General features: G+C 41.6%; 19 protein-coding genes. 17 read left to right on the forward strand and 2 right to left on the reverse strand.

Features of this window, described 5'->3' with window-relative positions; translation table 11 throughout:
- Nucleotides 1-85 precede the first annotated feature (85 nt).
- The 13 genes from QSJ46_RS15980 to QSJ46_RS16040 all read left to right on the forward strand — a co-directional run bounded on the left by QSJ46_RS15980 (nucleotide 86) and on the right by QSJ46_RS16040 (nucleotide 14,557).
- Nucleotides 86-871 carry an alpha/beta fold hydrolase gene (locus QSJ46_RS15980; protein ID WP_285604993.1) on the forward strand — a complete coding sequence of 262 codons (786 nt, stop codon included), beginning with the start codon at nucleotides 86-88 and terminating at the stop codon, nucleotides 869-871.
- Between the two features lie 46 nt (nucleotides 872-917).
- A complete protein-coding gene (locus QSJ46_RS15985) occupies nucleotides 918-1,226 on the forward strand; it encodes a metal-sulfur cluster assembly factor (RefSeq protein ID WP_024425066.1) in 309 nt (102 codons plus the stop codon).
- Between the two features lie 123 nt (nucleotides 1,227-1,349).
- Complete coding sequence (locus tag QSJ46_RS15990; RefSeq protein WP_285604994.1) at nucleotides 1,350-2,795, forward strand: FAD-binding oxidoreductase; 1,446 nt, start codon at nucleotides 1,350-1,352, stop codon at nucleotides 2,793-2,795.
- Complete coding sequence (locus tag QSJ46_RS15995) at nucleotides 2,792-3,340, forward strand: MFS transporter (protein WP_039177758.1); 549 nt, start codon at nucleotides 2,792-2,794, stop codon at nucleotides 3,338-3,340. The genes QSJ46_RS15990 and QSJ46_RS15995 overlap by 4 nt, the downstream gene beginning before the upstream one ends.
- Nucleotides 3,341-3,477: 137 nt before the next feature.
- Nucleotides 3,478-4,515, forward strand: a complete 1,038-nt coding sequence (gene argC, locus QSJ46_RS16000) for an N-acetyl-gamma-glutamyl-phosphate reductase (RefSeq protein ID WP_039177761.1) — start codon at nucleotides 3,478-3,480, stop codon at nucleotides 4,513-4,515.
- Between the two features lie 22 nt (nucleotides 4,516-4,537).
- A complete protein-coding gene (argJ, locus tag QSJ46_RS16005) occupies nucleotides 4,538-5,758 on the forward strand; it encodes a bifunctional ornithine acetyltransferase/N-acetylglutamate synthase (protein ID WP_039177764.1) in 1,221 nt (406 codons plus the stop codon).
- Nucleotides 5,759-5,772: 14 nt separating this feature from the next.
- Nucleotides 5,773-6,549, forward strand: coding sequence for an acetylglutamate kinase (argB, locus tag QSJ46_RS16010; protein ID WP_212040183.1), 777 nt, complete (start codon nucleotides 5,773-5,775; stop codon nucleotides 6,547-6,549).
- The gene (locus tag QSJ46_RS16015) at nucleotides 6,546-7,697 is read left to right on the forward strand and encodes an acetylornithine transaminase (RefSeq protein ID WP_107163859.1); all 1,152 of its coding nucleotides are present in this window, start codon (nucleotides 6,546-6,548) and stop codon (nucleotides 7,695-7,697) included. Before argB ends, QSJ46_RS16015 begins: the two co-directional genes overlap by 4 nt.
- 70 nt (nucleotides 7,698-7,767) lie before the next feature.
- On the forward strand, nucleotides 7,768-8,829 hold the full coding sequence (locus tag QSJ46_RS16020) for a carbamoyl phosphate synthase small subunit (RefSeq protein ID WP_039177774.1): 1,062 nt from the start codon (nucleotides 7,768-7,770) through the stop codon (nucleotides 8,827-8,829).
- Entirely contained in the window at nucleotides 8,822-11,902 is a 3,081-nt protein-coding gene (locus tag QSJ46_RS16025; RefSeq protein WP_285604995.1) for a carbamoyl-phosphate synthase (glutamine-hydrolyzing) large subunit, read from the forward strand. The genes QSJ46_RS16020 and QSJ46_RS16025 overlap by 8 nt, the downstream gene beginning before the upstream one ends.
- Nucleotides 11,899-12,849, forward strand: a complete 951-nt coding sequence (gene argF / locus QSJ46_RS16030) for an ornithine carbamoyltransferase (protein WP_047201780.1) — start codon at nucleotides 11,899-11,901, stop codon at nucleotides 12,847-12,849. Before QSJ46_RS16025 ends, argF begins: the two co-directional genes overlap by 4 nt.
- A 102-nt stretch (nucleotides 12,850-12,951) precedes the next feature.
- Complete coding sequence (locus QSJ46_RS16035; RefSeq protein WP_008348517.1) at nucleotides 12,952-13,131, forward strand: YjzC family protein; 180 nt, start codon at nucleotides 12,952-12,954, stop codon at nucleotides 13,129-13,131.
- Nucleotides 13,132-13,291: 160 nt separating this feature from the next.
- A complete protein-coding gene (locus tag QSJ46_RS16040; RefSeq protein ID WP_047201781.1) occupies nucleotides 13,292-14,557 on the forward strand; it encodes an MFS transporter in 1,266 nt (421 codons plus the stop codon).
- Between the two features lie 126 nt (nucleotides 14,558-14,683).
- On the opposite strand, the gene QSJ46_RS16045 is transcribed toward QSJ46_RS16040, so the two are convergent.
- Nucleotides 14,684-14,878: a YjzD family protein gene (locus tag QSJ46_RS16045; RefSeq protein WP_003211779.1), complete on the reverse strand. Its 195-nt coding sequence runs from the start codon at nucleotides 14,876-14,878 to the stop codon at nucleotides 14,684-14,686.
- A 212-nt stretch (nucleotides 14,879-15,090) separates the two neighbouring features.
- Between QSJ46_RS16045 and QSJ46_RS16050 the strand changes: the two genes are divergently transcribed.
- The 4 genes from QSJ46_RS16050 to QSJ46_RS16065 all read left to right on the forward strand — a co-directional run bounded on the left by QSJ46_RS16050 (nucleotide 15,091) and on the right by QSJ46_RS16065 (nucleotide 17,745).
- Nucleotides 15,091-15,831 (forward strand): hypothetical protein, encoded by a 741-nt coding sequence (locus QSJ46_RS16050; protein ID WP_285604996.1) that lies wholly within the window; start codon nucleotides 15,091-15,093, stop codon nucleotides 15,829-15,831.
- 73 nt (nucleotides 15,832-15,904) lie between these two features.
- Entirely contained in the window at nucleotides 15,905-16,480 is a 576-nt protein-coding gene (locus QSJ46_RS16055) for a nad binding enzyme (protein WP_285604997.1), read from the forward strand.
- 91 nt (nucleotides 16,481-16,571) lie between these two features.
- Entirely contained in the window at nucleotides 16,572-17,534 is a 963-nt protein-coding gene (locus QSJ46_RS16060) for a BMP family ABC transporter substrate-binding protein (RefSeq protein ID WP_047201784.1), read from the forward strand.
- Nucleotides 17,535-17,547: 13 nt separating this feature from the next.
- On the forward strand, nucleotides 17,548-17,745 hold the full coding sequence (locus tag QSJ46_RS16065) for a ComZ family protein (RefSeq protein WP_024425054.1): 198 nt from the start codon (nucleotides 17,548-17,550) through the stop codon (nucleotides 17,743-17,745).
- 10 nt (nucleotides 17,746-17,755) lie between these two features.
- Here QSJ46_RS16065 and QSJ46_RS16070 read toward each other — a convergent pair whose 3' ends face one another.
- Entirely contained in the window at nucleotides 17,756-17,989 is a 234-nt protein-coding gene (locus QSJ46_RS16070) for a hypothetical protein (protein WP_285604998.1), read from the reverse strand.
- Between the last annotated feature and the right edge of the window lie 81 nt (nucleotides 17,990-18,070).

The following is an 18,070-nucleotide window of genomic DNA, read 5'->3' on the forward strand; positions in this document are numbered from 1 at the left end:
TTCTATAGTGTATCTTTATCACATCTTTGTTGTCTACATGTTAAAATAAACAAAGACGGGAATGATAAAGGAGGATTCATAGGCTGTGATCACCATTGATGAGCAAATTACGCGCGATATTCCATTTTTACATATCGTAAAAGCTGAAAATAAAGACAAACCGCTGCCGCTTGTATTTTTTATTCACGGATTTACAAGTGCACGAGAGCATAATTTACACTTCGCCTTCCATCTGGCGGAAAAAGGCATGAGAGTCATTTTGCCTGACTGTGCTTATCATGGTGTAAGATCAGAAAACCTCAACTTAGAGGAACTGGCATCAAAGTTCTGGGAAATTGTCCTGAACGAAGTTCGTGAAATCGATATACTCAAAACATACTTTCAAGAAAAACAATTGATTGAAGCCGATTTAATAGGCGTTGCAGGTACTTCCATGGGCGGCATCACCACCTTTGGCGCACTTGCCAAGCATGATTGGATCAAAGCCGCTGTCAGCTTGATGGGGAGTCCGAACTATACGACGTTTCTAAAAGCACAGATCATGGACATGCGTCACAAAGGGTTGATGAAAGACATTACAGACGAAGAGGTTCATCTGCAATTAGACGCCCTGCGCCCATATGATTTAACGCTGCAAACGGATCGATTAAACAAAAGACCGCTGTTATTCTGGCATGCAGAAAATGATCCTGTAGTCCCTTACCGGCACGCAAAATCCCTATACGATGAGTTAGCGTCCACACAATATAAGCAGGATCCGCACCTGATTCGCTTTATCACTGATGGACAAGCTGGCCATAAGGTCTCAAGACAAGCGATGTTTGAAACGATTGACTGGTTTGTGACTCATCTGAAAAGCACAAACGTTTAGTCATAAGAAAAAGTACGTTATACTAATGGAAAAAGGAGTGGATATCATGGATGAAGCATTGAAAGAAAATATTTTAGGTGCCCTAGAACAGGTGATTGACCCTGAGCTGAATGTTGACATCGTCAACCTTGGACTTGTCTATGATGTCGATCTTGATGAGAATGGAAAAGCGGATATCACCATGACCTTAACATCAATGGGTTGTCCTCTTGCACCAATTATCGTGGATGAAGTCAAAAAAGCATTAAGTGATCTTCCAGAAGTAAAAGAAACAGAAGTTCACATCGTATGGAATCCGCCTTGGACACGAGACAAAATGTCAAGATACGCAAAAATCGCGCTCGGTATTCAATAAGCACAAAATGAAAAATGCCTGGTATGAGATAAACTCATGCCAGGTTTTTTTATGAAAAATTAAGGTGGAGGAAGAGAATGGCTTGATATAATGGATGTAATTTTATAGAACGGAGTACCTATCATGAAACGAAAATGGCTATGGGTCGTTCTTTTGATCGTATATGCTACTGCATTTTTTGTATCAATCACTATACGAGAAGGCCAAACACACAAAAGACAGGATCTTGAGGCTTTTACTGATGTTAGTCATCTCATGCCTGTCAAAATCAAAAAAGTTGTTCAAGGGAAAGAAATAGACACGTTAAAAGAAGTATTGAAAGAAGCAAAAGCAAAACACCTGCCGATTTCTATTGCCGGTAAACAGCATAGTATGGGCGGCCACACATATTATGAAAACGGCATCGTGCTCGATATGACGGAATTCCGCCAGATTTTAGCGTTTGATCCTAAAAAGAAAACGATTCGGGTTCAAAGCGGTGCTACATGGGATGATATACAAAAATATGTGAATCCATATGGTCTTGCTGTGAAGGTAATGCAATCGCAGAATATCTTTACAATTGGCGGATCTTTAAGTGCAAACGCACATGGACGTGACATTCGTTACGGGTCACTCATTGACACAGTTCGCTCATTCAGGCTGTTAAAAGCAGACGGTGAGATTGTCACAGTAAAGCCAGGCGATGATTTATTTACTGCCGTCATTGGGGGATACGGTTTATTCGGCGTCATTTTAGATGTGGAGCTTTCTTTAACAAAAGATGAACTATATAAAATGGAGACAACCTCTCTGGGTTACGATGAGTATACGGATTATTTTCAAAAGCATGTCAAACACAATAAAGAAGTACGCATGCATCTTGCCAGAATCTCAACAGCGAAATCAAACTTTTTGAAAGAGATGTATGTGACGAATTATTCACTCACTTCACAACAAGGGATCGCATCATATCAAGAGCTGAAAGAAGACCAACTCGTCATGCCTTTGAAATTTATGCTCGGCCTTTCAAGAAGATTTGATATGGGAAAAGATCTGCTCTGGAATTTGCAAAAAAAGTATTTCTTAAGTCAAAATGATCAGCTGATCACAAGAAACAATGTGATGCGTTCTGACTCTGCCTTTTTAGAATATGAAAATGAATCTGACACAGATGTGCTGCAGGAATATTTTGTCCCAGTTGACCGTTTTCGTGCGTACATTGATGACATGAGATCCTTTTTACAACAAGAAGATTTGAATCTAATGAATATCACAATACGTTATGTACAAAAAAATGAAAAAGCGGATCTCTCATATGCGAAACAAGATATGTTTGCACTTGTGCTTTTAGTGAATTACGGGTTCGAAAAAGAAGAGAAGGCGGAAGCCGAGCGAATCATTCGAAAAATGACAGATATCACGCTGCAGCACGCTGGAAGCTATTACTTACCGTATATGCCTTATCAAACGAAAGCGCAAATGAAGCGGGCGTATCCTAAAACCGATGTATTCTTCCAAAAGAAAAAACAAGCAGATCCAGATGGCACGTTCACCAACTACTTTTATGAGAGGTACAATACACAATGAATGCAAAAGCAATGAAATGGTTCGTTTACTCACAAAGTCTGCTGTTTTTCGCCAGCAGTTTGATTTTCCCTTTTTACATTCTTTTTATTAAAAATGTTGGGTCAAGCTATTCACAGTTTGGTCTTGCCTACGGCCTGTTTGGTTTAAGCGGAGCATTTATTCATTTACTCTTAGGGAAACTGCCCGAAACCACCGACAGGCGGCTCTTTTTAATCATTCATTCGTTCGGTATGGCGTTTCTTTTGCTGCTTTTTCCGCATATAACAGAAGTGGAGCAAGTGTATATGATTCAGCTGGCACTTGGTGCGCTTGGCGGCTTTCAAAAGCACGGAGAGAAACTGCTCGTCACGGACCTCACAACAGAGAACAAAAGAATGAAAGAAGTCGGTCACTATCATTTTTGGACAGCCCTTTTTTCATCCATCGCTATTATGCTTGGAGGTCTGTTCGCTGATTTCTTTACCGTTTACTTCATTTTTTATGCAAGCTCTATATTATATTTATGCAGTGCGCTCATGGTCATCTATATCAAAAACGAAAGATAAATCCGCATGTCTAGTGAAGATATGCGGTTTTTTTGTTGAAAAAAAATGAAAACAAATATTAAATATACAATTGAATTAATTTTTATACATGTTATAATGTTAAATAATTTCACAAAGATCAAGAGGGTGTATTGACGTTGAAAATAGGTATTATAGGTGCTACAGGGTACGGTGGTGCGGAATTGGTTCGTATCTTCAAGCATCACCCGCATGTGGAGGAATGTATATTGTATTCATCAAGTGGTGATGGGCAATCATACAGTCAATCTTATCCACATCTAACAACGATTACTGACCAAACATTAAAAGCCATTGACCCGGCTGCTATTGTGCAAGAGACAGATGCTGTGTTTTTAGCGACTCCAGCAGGCGTATCAAGTGAACTGACGCCAAAGCTTATGAATCAAGGAGTGCCGATCATTGATTTATCAGGTGATTTGCGCATTCAAGATGGAGCCACCTATGAAGCTTGGTATAAACGAAGGGCAGCGGATGAAGCATCTGTTCAACAAGCGGTGTACGGTTTATCCGAACTGAATCGTGACAAAATTCAACAAGCTGAAGTGATTGCCAATCCGGGCTGCTTTCCTACCGCAGTTCTTCTCGGTTTAGCACCACTCATCAAACAGAATGTCATCGATGAATCTATGATTATAATAGATGCAAAAACAGGGGTGTCCGGTGCCGGACGATCTGCCTCACTTGGAACGCATTTTTCAGAACTAAACGATAACTTTAAAATTTATAAGGTGAATGAGCATCAGCATACGCCAGAAATAGAGCAAATATTAAGAGAATGGAATCCGCAGACGGCGAACGTCACATTTTCTACGCATCTTGTCCCGATGACAAGAGGGATTATGGCGACGATGTATACACAATTAAAAACCGATGTCACAAAAGAAGAATTGATGAAGCGAATGAAAGGCTTTTATGAAGATTCCTATTTTGTCAGAGTGAGAGATCACGGAATTTATCCACAAACGAAAGAAGTATATGGAAGTAACTTCTGTGACATTGGCTTTCATTTAGATGAGCGAACAGGGAGACTTACAATCGTGTCGGTCATAGACAATCTCATGAAAGGCGCGGCCGGCCAAGCGGTTCAAAACTTCAACATCATCAAAGGCTTACATGAAGAGGCGGGCCTCACAATGACACCTCTTTATCCATAAGAGAACAGGGGAGACAACAAACATGATCGAATTGAATGAAAAAAGCATTGTCAAAATAGACGGTGACGTATCATCACCAAAAGGCTTTGAAGCGAAGGGGATTCACATTGGCTTGCGCTATTCAAAAAAAGACCTTGGCCTCATCGTCAGCGAAGTACCAGCAGCAAGTGCAGCGGTCTACACACAAAGTCACTTTCAAGCTGCGCCTCTCAAAGTCACACAACAAAGCTTAAAAAAGACAGGACAATTAAAAGGTGTCATTGTCAATAGTGCCATCGCCAATGCATGTACTGGTGAGCAGGGATTAAAAGACGCGTACGACATGCAGGCAGCCTGTGCAGATATGTTAGGTGTAGCACCTGATTACATTGCTGTTTCTTCTACTGGTGTCATTGGGGAATGTCTGGAGATGGATAAAATCAAAAAGGGCATCGCCGAGTTAAAAGAAGCAAAAGCCGAAAAAGGCCATTTTGAAGAAGCGATCTTAACGACAGATACTGTCATTAAAAATACAACATACACCCTTACGATAGACGGAAAAGAGATCATCATTTCAGGCGCAGCAAAAGGCTCTGGCATGATTCACCCGAACATGGCCACAATGCTTGGCTTTGTCACAACAGATGCAAATGTCGAACAGGAAGCGTTACAGCAAGCGCTTCGTGACATTACAGATGTGACCTTTAATCAAATTACCGTCGATGGAGAAACGTCGACAAACGATATGGTGCTCGTGATGGCAAATGGCATGGCAGAAAACGATGTACTCAATGAAGAGCATCCAGAATGGCCTTTGTTTAAAGAAGGATTAAAACTAGCTTGTGAGGATTTAGCCAAAGAGATTGCGAGAGATGGAGAAGGTGCAACGAAATTAATTGAAGCGAAAGTCGCTGGTGCTAAAAATAATTTGGAAGCCGGCATCATTGCGAAAAAAATCGTTGGTTCAAGTCTTGTCAAAACCGCCGTATATGGTACGGATGCTAACTGGGGTCGAATCGTTGGAGCCATTGGTCATAGCGCAGCTTCCGTCACTCCGGAAGAGGTAGAAGTTTATTTAGGCGGACAATGTTTATTCAAACACAATGAACCGCAGCCATTCTCAGAAGAGGAAGCAAAAGCATATCTAGAGCAGGATGAGATTACGATTTTCATTCAAATGAGTGAGGGAAATGGTGAAGCAGCAGCTTGGGGCTGTGATCTCACCTATGATTATGTGAAAATTAACGCGAGCTATCGCACATAAAGAAGGAGATAGGCATGGATAAAACGATCGTGTTCAAGTGTGGAGGCAGTGTCATTCGAGAACTTTCAGATACCTTTTATGAGAATGTCCGCTCACTTCAAGCTGCTGGATTTAAGCTGGCTATCGTGCATGGCGGAGGACCTGAAATCACCGACATGCTGCAAAAATTAGAAGTGAAAACAGAATTTGTTGACGGTCAGCGTAAAACAACGAAGCCTGTGTTAGAAGTAGCCGAAATGGTTCTCTCGGGAACAGTCAATAAATACTTTGTGTCAGAGCTCGCAAAGCATGATATATCATCTGTCGGCGTATCCGGTAAAGATGGGCAGATGTTAGTCGCCGATTTCCTTGATCAAGAGGTTTATGGGTACGTTGGCGAAATCAAAGAAGTTCATCCAGAGATGGCGGAAGCACTCATGGAGAAACAATTCATTCCTGTAATTGCGCCGCTGTCTATGACGGAAGAATGCCAAACCTTAAATGTGAATGCTGATTTAGCAGCATCAGCTGTCGCCGGAGCCATGAAAGCTGATAAGCTCATGTTTGTCACAGATGTTGAAGGCATTTTAAAAAATGGTGAACTATTAGATGTCGTCACCGAACAAGAAGCCCTTTCACTCATTGATGAAGGCATTATTTCCGGGGGAATGATTCCAAAAGTACAATCAGCTTTGAGTGCTTTATCAGGTGATGTGGATGAAGTGATGATCGTAAATGGCAAAGGCAGTATCTTTACAGGAGAAACCTTTAAAGGCACAAGAATCGTAAAACAAAAGGAGGCGGTCCTGTGAGTCATCTTTTTCAAAACTATGGACGGTGGAATGTTGAGATTAAAGAGGCAGCAGGTTCTTGGGCAGTCGATACAAATGGAAAAAAATATTTAGACTTTATCCAAGGCATTGCAGTAACAAATTTAGGCCACAATCACCCAAAGGTCAATCAAGCCATTAAGGAACAGCTTGATCACGTCTGGCATGTGTCGAATCTGTTTGAAAATGGTCTGCAAGAAAAAGCAGCAGAAAAACTGGCAGCAAACAGTTCAGGGGATCTCGTGTTTTTCTGCAATAGCGGAGCAGAGGCAAATGAAGGTGCCATTAAATTAGCACGTAAAGCGACAGGGAAAACAAATATTATCACATTTTTGCACTCTTTCCATGGGCGCACGTATGCTGGCATGGCTGCCACAGGTCAAGATAAAATCAAAACTGGCTTTGGTCCTATGCTAGAAGGCTTTCACTATGTACCGTTTAATGATCCAGACGCTATGTCAGCCTGTGCAGTCGATGATGTGGCAGCGGTGATGCTGGAGGTTGTGCAAGGTGAAGGTGGAGTGAATCCAGCGACACCAGAATTTCTAGAAGCAGTTCAAGCATTTTGCACAAAGCATGAAGCACTGCTGATTGTAGATGAAATTCAAACGGGCATCGGTCGTACAGGAACAGCATTTGCGTACGAAGAGACGTGTCTTGATCCTGATATTATCTCTGCAGCAAAGGGGTTAGGAAACGGCTTTCCAGTTGGTGCAGTTATAGGGAAAAAAACTCTAGGAGATGCATTCTCCCCAGGTTCACATGGTACAACATTTGGTGGAAATATGCTTGCCATGGCCGCTGTGAATGCAACACTCGATGTAATTTTCCAAGAAGAGTTTCTTTCAGAAGTGAAAGAAAAGGGCGATTACTTGTTAGAAAAGCTGCAAAATGTCAAACAGCTGAATATTGTAAAAGAAGTGCGGGGAAAAGGATTGATGGCAGGTATTGAATGTGATCGGCCAGTCGGTGACTATATCTCAGCTCTTAGAGAACAAGGGTTGCTGGTGCTACCAGCTGGTCCAAATGTCATTCGTTTATTACCTCCGCTGAATGTGAAGAAAGCAGAGCTGGATCAAGCGATCGAAGCAATTGTTCAAGTATTAGCTAATAAAACAGTTTCGGTGTAAATTTTTTTACAAATAAACGTATAAAAATGCATTTATATCATTAATTATTCAATTTTGGGGTGACATAAGCATGAAAGGTTATTTAAATTTAGAAGATGGAGCCTCTTTTGAAGGAGATCTGACAGGAGAAGCTGGCATTACAGGTGAAGTGGTCTTTTTTACAGGTATGACAGGTTATCAAGAGGTGCTCACAGATCCTTCCTATAAAGGTCAGATCATTGTTTTCACATATCCGCTGATCGGAAATTACGGCATTAACCATGAAGACTTTGAGAGCAAAAAGCCTCAAGTAAAAGCGGTGGTTGTTTACGAGGCAGCAGAGCATTTTTCACATCATCTTGCAGCGGTCAGCTTAAAAGATTATTTACAAAAGTGGAATATTCCGCTTCTGACACATACAGATACGCGTGCAGTCGTGCAAAACATCCGGGCAAATGGAACGATGAACGCTGTGCTTAGTGTAGACGAAAACGAAACGCCGCCTGCAATGAAACAAGACAATGTCGTCGCACAGGTGACAGATAGCGAGATCTACACACAAGGCAGCGGTGAGGAACATGTGGCGCTCATTGATTTTGGCTTTAAAAAATCAATTGCAGATTCGCTTGCAGCGCGCGGCTGTAAAGTAACCGTCATTCCATATAAACAAATGGAAAAGGTGTTTGAGATCAAACCTGATGCGATTCTGCTGTCAAACGGACCTGGAGATCCGAAAACCATGACACCGTATTTAAAAACGATTCATGACATCATGATGACATTCCCGACACTTGGAATCTGCTTAGGTCACCAATTAATCGCTCTTGCACTTGGCGGAGATACGTATAAGCTGCCATTTGGCCACAGGGGAGCGAATCATCCTGTACAGGATACAGAATCCAAACGTGTCTTTATGACAAGTCAGAACCACAGCTATGTGGTGAATGAAAAAAGCATGAATGACAAAGAAGTGGATGTGAAATTCCTTCATGTCAATGATGGATCTGTAGAAGGATTCATTCATAAAGAAAAGCTGATTATGTCAGTTCAATTTCATCCAGAAGCACACCCAGGGCCTGCTGAAAGTGAATGGGTATTCGATGATTTTATTGAGAAAGTGAAACAAGCAAGGAGAGAAGTCGCACATGCCTAAAGATCAAAGCATACAAACCATTCTAGTCATCGGGTCTGGTCCAATCATCATTGGTCAGGCAGCAGAATTTGATTACTCAGGAACACAAGGATGTATGGCCTTAAAAGAAGAAGGCTACAAAGTCATCTTAGTGAATAATAACCCAGCAACCATTATGACAGACGAGTCATTTGCTGATGAAATCTATTTTGAACCGCTTTCAGTTGATTCAGTGACAAGAATCATTGAAAAGGAAAAACCAGATGGTCTTTTAGCCAACCTTGGCGGACAGACGGCTTTAAACCTTGCTGTCGAGCTAGAAAAAGCCGGTGTGCTGAAAAAGCATGGGGTGACCCTGCTCGGAACGTCAGTTGAAACAATTGAAAACGGTGAAGATCGAGAGAAATTCCGTGCTCTCATGAAGCATTTGAACGAACCTGTGCCAGATAGTGAAATTGTGGATAATGCGGAAGATGCCCTTCAATTTGCAAAAGAAGTCGGCTTCCCAGTCATCCTAAGACCAGCATACACACTTGGCGGTAAAGGCGGCGGAATCGCTCTAACAGAAGAGGCGTTTAAGCCGCTCATTGAAGGAGCTCTTTTAGCGAGTCCGATTCACCAGTGTTTAGTTGAAAAAAGCATAGCTGGCTTTAAAGAAGTCGAATATGAGGTCATGAGAGACCGTCAAAATACGTGTATCACGGTATGTAACATGGAAAATATTGATCCAGTTGGTGTGCATACAGGAGACTCGATTGTCGTTGCACCTTCCCAAACATTAACGGATCAGGATTATCAAATGCTCCGTTCAGCGAGCCTGAAAATCATTTCAGCGCTGGATGTAGTCGGCGGCTGCAACATCCAATTTGCCCTTGATCCACTCAGTAAAGAATACTTTGTCATTGAGGTGAATCCTCGGGTCAGCCGTTCTTCTGCTCTTGCATCAAAAGCAACAGGCTATCCGATTGCGAAAATGGCAGCTAAGCTTGCGGTGGGTTATACACTAGACGAATTGAAAAACCCGCTCACAGGTACAACCTATGCTAGTTTTGAGCCGGCACTAGATTATGTTGTCGTGAAATTCCCGCGCTGGCCGTTTGATAAATTTAAACAGGCAGACCGTCAATTAGGCACAAAAATGAAGGCAACTGGTGAAGTCATGGCGATTGATCGGAATTTAGAGTCAGCCATCCAAAAAGCAGTTGCATCACTTGAAATTAAAACGAAGGGCTTCCACCTGCCAGAACTGAAAGAGCAATCGACAGAACAATTATTTGAACTCATCAAAACACCAGACGATCGCCGGTTTTTCGCTGTTATGGAGCTTCTTTCAAGACAAGAAACGGTTGAAAAGATTCATCAAACGACGAAAATCGATCGATTCTTCTTACATGTGTTCCAGAATATGATTATGCTCGAACAAGAATTGAAAGATCATAAGGGAACGCTATCAAAAGATACCTTGAAAAAGGTAAAGGAAAAGGGTTTCCTTGATGAAACGATTGCTCTCATTACCGGTCACACGGAAGAGTCAATCAGGCAGCTTCGTCAAGAATACGGCATTGCTGCTTCATTTAAAATTGTTGACACATGTGCGGCGGAATTTGATGCAAAAACGAATTACTTCTATTCCACCTACTTTGGCAAAAGCGATGGTGAGCATCAAGAAAAAACAAAGCAGCGTGCACTCATCATTGGCTCTGGCCCAATTCGAATCGGGCAGGGGGTCGAGTTTGATTATAGCGCTGTTCATGGTGTTCTGACTTTGCAAAAACTTGGATTTGAAACCATCATGATGAACAACAATCCAGAAACAGTAAGTACTGATTATGAGATTGCAGATCGTTTATATTTTGAGCCGATTACATTAGAGCACATTTTAAACGTTGTGGAAGCAGAACAAATTGATTTCGTCATTGTCCAATTTGGCGGACAGACTGCGATCAACGTCGCAGAAGGCTTAGAAAAAGCCGGTGTCACGTTGTTAGGTACGTCCTTTGCTACGCTGGATGCTCTTGAAGACCGTGATTTATTCTATCAGCTTCTTGATGAACTGAACCTTCCTCACGCAAAAGGAGATACGGCTCATTCAAAAGAAGAAGCACTCGTACATGCGAAAAGCATCGGTTATCCTGTATTAATTCGCCCATCGTATGTCATTGGCGGAATGGGAATGATCGTTGTTCAGTCAGAAGCACATTTGGCGTCACTGCTGGATCAGCCAGATCATTTGCCATACCCAATCTTAATTGATGAGTACGTCACTGGGAAAGAAGTTGAAGTGGATCTTATTTCTGATGGAAAAACAGCCTTCATTCCAACGATCGTAGAACATATTGAGAAAGCGGGCGTGCACTCAGGTGACAGCTTTGCTATTTTACCAAGTATCTCGATCAGTGAAGACATCAAACAGCAGGTGCATACCGCGTCTGAACAAATAGCGAAGAAATTAGCGTTCAAGGGCATTATGAATATCCAATTTGTCATCAAAGGTGATCAGGCGCTTGTATTAGAGGTGAATCCGCGGGCAAGCCGGACTGTGCCAGTCGTCAGTAAGGTAATGGGCATTGATATGATCCCAATGGCCACTCAATTATTAGCTGGTGCGGCGCTTGAAGAACTAAACCCTGCAACGAAAAACAAAGGGGGGACAGCGGTCAAATTCCCAGTGTTCTCATCGCATGCCATTCAAGATATTGACCTCAAGCTGACACCTGAAATGAAAGCGACAGGGGAAGGAATGTGTGTAGGCAAGAACGCCGAAAGCGCTTTAAAAAAAGTGTTTGCGCCGATCTGGAAGAAAAAAGGAAGCCTCTTTATACAAGGCAGTGAGCAATTGATAGATGAAGCAAAACATGCAGGCTTTGACGTCTGGACTGGCAGCTTTGAATCCTGGCTGCAGAATGAAGATAAATCCCTTCATATTCATTTAGGAGAAGATGAAGAGGCAAAAGAGCAGCGTGTAAAAGCACTCACACACGGCGTTCAAGTCCTAACCGAATATGAAACTGTTCAAGCATTCCTGCAAGGGAAAAATGGAGATGTATCACCAGTATCGCTCCATGAATTATATAAAAAGGAAGTGACGGCATGAGTCAAATCGACGTGCAACCGGCATTATACGGAAAAGACTTTTTATCGTTAAAAGATTTCTCAATCCATGAGATTGCTTATTTAATTGAAAAAGCGGAAGAAATGAAACAAAACCCATATCAAGATTTATTCAAAGGGAAAACGTTAGCAATGATCTTTGAAAAATCTTCGACTAGAACCCGTGTCTCGTTTGAAGCGGGAATGACGCAGCTAGGAGGACATGCGCTCTTCCTCAGCTCAAATGATTTGCAAATTGGCAGAGGGGAAACCATCAGTGATACAGCGCAGGTGCTGTCTGGCTATGTCAACGGTATTATGATTCGAACCTTTGAGCATGAGAAGGTTGAAGAGCTTGCACAATACGCGTCCATTCCAGTCATTAATGGCTTAACGGACTATTCACATCCATGTCAGGCACTTGCTGATTTATTAACGATTAAAGAAACAAAAGGCACGTTAAAAGGAATCAAAGTGGCCTATATCGGTGACGGAAATAACGTGGCGCACTCCTTGATGGTCGGCTGTGCGCAGCTAGGCTGTGACATTGCGGTTGCATCACCAAAAGGCTATGAACCACTTCAAGAAGTAACAGACACTGCCCGTGAGTTTGCGAAACAATCAGGCGCAGAAGTGACCGTGACGACAGATGCTGTTGCAGCTGTAAAAGATGCAGATGTTATTTATTCAGATGTGTTTACAAGCATGGGACAGGAAGCAGAAACAGAGAAACGTCTTGCTGAATTTAAAGAATATCAAATCAATGACGAACTGATAAGTCATGCGGCAAAGGACTATATTTTCCTTCATTGCCTCCCGGCGCATCGCGGCGAAGAAGTGACGGCAGATATTATTGACGGGCCGCACTCAAAAGTATTTCAACAGGCAGAAAACCGCCTGCATGTGCAAAAAGCGTTAATGAAAGAACTTATGTATCAACCATCCAAATAAATCAAAGTGTCCCTGACTCGTATGAGCAGGGACTTTTTGCATAAAGGATTGGAGAGGCAAGGGACGGGACATAATAACATCAATCGAGAAAGGAGGATGAAAATGGGTCAGCAGCATCAATTTAAATCAGGGAATAAAGCACCAAATAATGGTGTGTATATCGAGATCGGCGAAACTGGCAGTATGGTGAAAGATCCTTTAAAGATTAAACTTAAAGCAGGCGATGTCTTTCCTGATAACTCGAACCATAATCGTGTTTGGACCTACCAAAGAAAGCCGTAAGCAATTGACTAAGAGTCAACATGAATAAGACTTTAGAGGCATGTGTCATGCCTCTTTTTTCTTTATAATAAAAAGCAATTAAGTTCCAATTTTCAAATAAATAGTATGGAAATTAAACTATAATGTGTAATTGGAAAATATTGTTGAAAGGATTTGTGTGATGGAAAAGATGAATCTCAGTGAAAGTGTTTGGAATAAACGCTTCACCTCATTATTCATATCAAGACTCATTAAAAACACAGGGGAAAGTTTTGCTTTTACATCCGTCCTTTGGCTATTGATTTTAAGAGGGGATGGAGCGCTCGGTACAGGACTTCTTCTAGCAGTAACTGTTCTCCCTTCATCTTTGTTAGCCCCAATATTAGGACCTCTTATGAAAAAGCATCATTTGTCTAAATGGATGTTCGCTTCAGATGTTGTTCGAGCAACAATTGTACTCATTATTCCACTTCTGCACTTTTCGCATCTATTGCCTCTATGGTTATTGATCTCATTAATGGTTATTCAATCGGCAACAGGTGCAGCATATAATCCAGCTTCGGTGGCCATCTTACCGCAGATTGTTCCAAAGCATCTCATTCAAAAAGCAAATGCGATCCTGCAATCTTCTTTTGAGATTGTTGCACTTGCAGCAGTCATGGTGGCTGGTCTTTTGGTTAAATTGATTGGACCTGCTGATACCCTGCTGATCACCACTGCTTTATTTGTTATTTCTGGCCTGTTTATTATCGGGGTTAAGCTGAAGAAAACCGATGAAGAAAAAGCAGCAGGCATTAAACAAGCGAAGAATACATATTTGTATAACTTAAAAAGAGGGTTTCTCGTTGTCAAAAACCATCACATTTTATTTGCACTCACACTTTATTGTATCTTAATGAATGTCGCAGCAGCTCCGTGGCAGGCGCTCTCAGCGGTATACGTAGCAGAAGCGCTGCAAAGCGACTCCATGGTGTATTCCATTTTAAGAGGCGTTGCCGCAGTGGGCGCGTTTATGATGGGCTTTGCTCTAGCGAAGGTCAAAATTAAGAGATTTGGTTTGTTCTTTATTGTCGCTGGCATGATTGAAGGGGCCGCGTTCTTTATGACAGGGATGAGTACATGGCTGCCGGTCGTTCTGCTTGCTTCCTTTATTTTCGGAGCTGCTGTCAGTGCGATCAATGTACCGGAAATGGTCATTATTCAAACGTCTGTTGACCAAGAGGATCAGCCGCAAGTATATGCTGTGATCAATGCGTCATCAAATGTCTTTCTCCCGCTTGCAGCTGTCGTATCAGGCGTTCTGGCAGAAAGATTTGGAGCGGGACCCGTCATTGCTGGCGGAGGAATCCTTGAAATTTTATCAGGTATCGCGATCTTCCTGTTTACAGGGCTTGCGAAAAGCCATTTGACAGCGGACAAACAAAAGTCCGAAACCGTCGAGGTGTAAACGATAAAAACCCCCTGAATGTTATAGACAGGGGGTTTTAGCATGCCGCTTTTTAATCACGCAGAAAAAAAGAAAAAAGAGCTAAACATCATTTTAGCTCTTTTTCACAAATCGTTTTCTTGCATATTAAGAGTGTTTTGTTGAACTTTCCGTTTCTTTCATTGGACTTACTTCAGCAAAGATGAATAAAATAACCGTAAACACAACTGCAAGAATGGAAGTGAGCGTAAAATCATAAGCAGCTCCATTCATAGAGGCAACGATGTAACCAGCCATATGTGTCAGCAGAAAAGTCCAAATGAGGGTGATAATATAATGCATAATCCCACCGTCCTTTATGTAACAATCTATTGATTATCATACCATAGATGCAAGTGAAGGGAAAAGACTGTTTTCCGCCTTTATGTGACCATTTTTAGACCTTCTGCTATAAAAATAAAAAGAATTCTTCTGTCTTTAGGGGATTTCCTTATTCCTACAAGAGTTGTTGTTCATATCATAGAAAGCAGAATCACTGAAAGGAGGCTGGCCATATGGGTGTAAGCGAACGTTTTTTCCAGCTTGGTTCCCAGTGGAACATCATTCACCTTCCTCAAAAACCAAATGGCTTTGGCATTCTAATCCTCGGTGACCGAAATCACTTTGTGCAGGAAAATACATCATTCTGGCTTCAGCATTATGGAAGAAACCAGCTTTTAACTGCCTTAAAGGATGAAGGATATACATTGTTTAATAGTCAACTTCATGGGAATCACTGGGGATGCGAAGATGCTGTTTTTAGTGCCAAGCAGCTCGTGCATCACACATTAAAACAAGAAATATTAAACCGGGAAATTCATGTGCTTGCAGAGGGAATGGGCGCACTTGTTGCCATGAGCCTTGCTGAGGAGATGCCCGAAGTGTTAAGGTCCATTGCGATGATGAATCCATGTCTGAATCTGGATGCACAACGAGAAAGAGAAAAGGAACACAAATTCTTTTACAAGCAGCTGATCAAAGAGTTAGCGGAGAGCTATGGCTGTTCTGAAAAGGAAGCTGAAACGTATCCGCTGCCTTCTTGCCCTGTTCATTCTGCTCATGTGCCGATTCATATATGGCAAAGACTAAACGGCGCACCTTATGCATATGAACTTCACGCAAAGCCTTTTATTAATCAGCATATGAAAAATCCAGAACATTGTCAGATCGATCTCACACTGCATATGTTTGATCATCCGAGAAGAATCTTTCAATCCATTCACAAGTTTTATAAATCGCATGAAAGAGAATTGTGATGAATAGGATGATAACAGCCCTTCATAGAAAGGGCTCTTCTTTTTATTCGATATTAAAAAAGGGGACATGAACATGGAAACAGGACTGATCATAGGGGCAGATGAGTTTTTTGGCCTGACACTTTGTGAATATATGATGAAAGAGGGCATTCAAGTGGATATCACGCGTCCTCATGATCTTAAAGAAGAACAAAAAGGCCTGTTAGAAGAGCGGATGATGTGGCTGGGCAGAAATGATCTCGTTCGTGTCATTGACCTTCAGGATAGCAAAGACACGTATGATCTCATTTTTATTCAATCAGAGGAACCGCATAACGGACAGGAAGACATCAAAGCAAAGCATGGCATGTACCGGATTCTTTTTGATAAACCTGAAAACGAATCAACAAAACAGAATGTGCCGGCAGTTATTCTTCCTCACATGTTCGGACCATGGACACTCAATGAAGATCAAACAAAGCGCGATGATTCATTTTTTGTAGAAGATGTGGCGAAGAACTTGTTACAATGGGCATCGGACACAGGTCAAAGACAGGACATGACGTATGAATTGAAGGTAGAAAGCGAAACAGATGACAAAAAAGCAGAAGATATGATAGCTGAATGGAAAAGACAAAACTCAACATTTTTCGACAAAAAGCAAGAATGATCTTCCATCTTATCTTTTTTCAGTATAAAATAAACCTATATTTAACATACAGGTTCATCACTGCATGTTGCAAAAGGGAGTTGAACATGGCATGAAGTACCAGCGGCTTGTCATGATCTTTTCGTTCCTTCTTCTATTATCTGCCTGCTCGCAGGCGCCTTTAAAAGGAAAAATTGAGAAGGTGGGTTTACTCGTCCCCGATACGATCAATGATCAAGTTTGGGGAACGAAAGGTTATAAAGGCTTATTAAGTATCCAATCAACATTTGGTGTAGATGTTTATTATAAGGAAGGAATGGTCGACAAGGAGAAAATCGTTGATGCCATTGAAGAATTCCATAAAAAAGGAGTCAATTTGATTATTGGCCATGGCAATGAATACAGTGAAATTTTCAACTTGATCAGTGAAGATTATCCAAACATACAATTTATTACGGTCAATGGAAACAAGCCTCAGGCGGACAATGTCACAAACGTGACGTTTAAAGGTGAAGCGATGGGCTTTTTCGGAGGCATGACAGCTGCACATATGTCTAAAACAAAAAAGATTGGTATTCTTGCTACATATGATTGGCAAAGTGAGGTAGACGGCTTTATCAAAGGGGCAAAATATCAAGATGAACATGTACAAGTGTTAGCAGAGTTTGTCGAAAACTGGGATGATGCTGACAAAGCGGTGGAGCTCTATCAAAAATTAAAAAAGCAGGGTGTAGATGTTGTGTATCCAGCAGGTGATGGTTATAATATCCCTGTCATTGAACAAATCAAAACCGATAATTTATCAGCGATCGGGTACGTGACCGATCAATCCAACCTCGGAAGTCATACGGTTTTAACGAGCACTGTCCAGCATGTTGATAAAGCGTACAGCATCATTGCAAAGAAGTTTAATGAAGGCAAGCTAAATGAACAAGGTGAGTACTCCTTTGATTTTAAAGAAGGAGTGATCGAGATGGGGAAATTTAGCACCACCATTGACGACGCTTTTGTGAAAGACATTGAAAGTGATATTGCGTCTTACAAAAAAACTGGCAAACTGCCAAATGAAAAGTGAGGAGACGACGATCATGCAGCACGAAAAATCGATGGAATTTTTACAAATTGCCATGAAGTATTTTCCGCAGGCAAAGGAAGAATTAGATAAAGCAGGGATTCAGCTTGAGCCTGAAGCGCTTCAGCCGCTGCTAACATTATTTACATCTGTCATGCAGGAAGCATACGAGCTTGGAAAAGCAGATGCAGAATCAGAAAAAGCCACAGAATAGTGGCTTTTTTTTATGATAATTTTTTCTTGAAGGCACTGATCATAGGACCAACATCTTTAAACACAGGCTTCAGCTCATCAATGGAGTTCATAATGTTCCCAATTTGATTCATGACATGCATGTAGTCAATTGAGTCATCACTTGAAGATGTCTCCGCACGTTCCTCCTTTGCTTCTGTCTTTTTTTTCTCCTTTTCAAGCGGCTGCCTAAACATCATCGTTGAGAAAATATCTTTTTGCGCCATATCACATGTTCCTTTCTATTATTGGTATATCATTAATCTATGAAAAAAGTGAGAGGAAAGGTTAGACGTTTGTATTGCCAA

This window comes from Bacillus sp. YKCMOAS1 (assembly GCF_030268125.1).
Taxonomy (GTDB): Bacteria; Bacillota; Bacilli; order Bacillales; family Bacillaceae; genus Bacillus; species Bacillus safensis.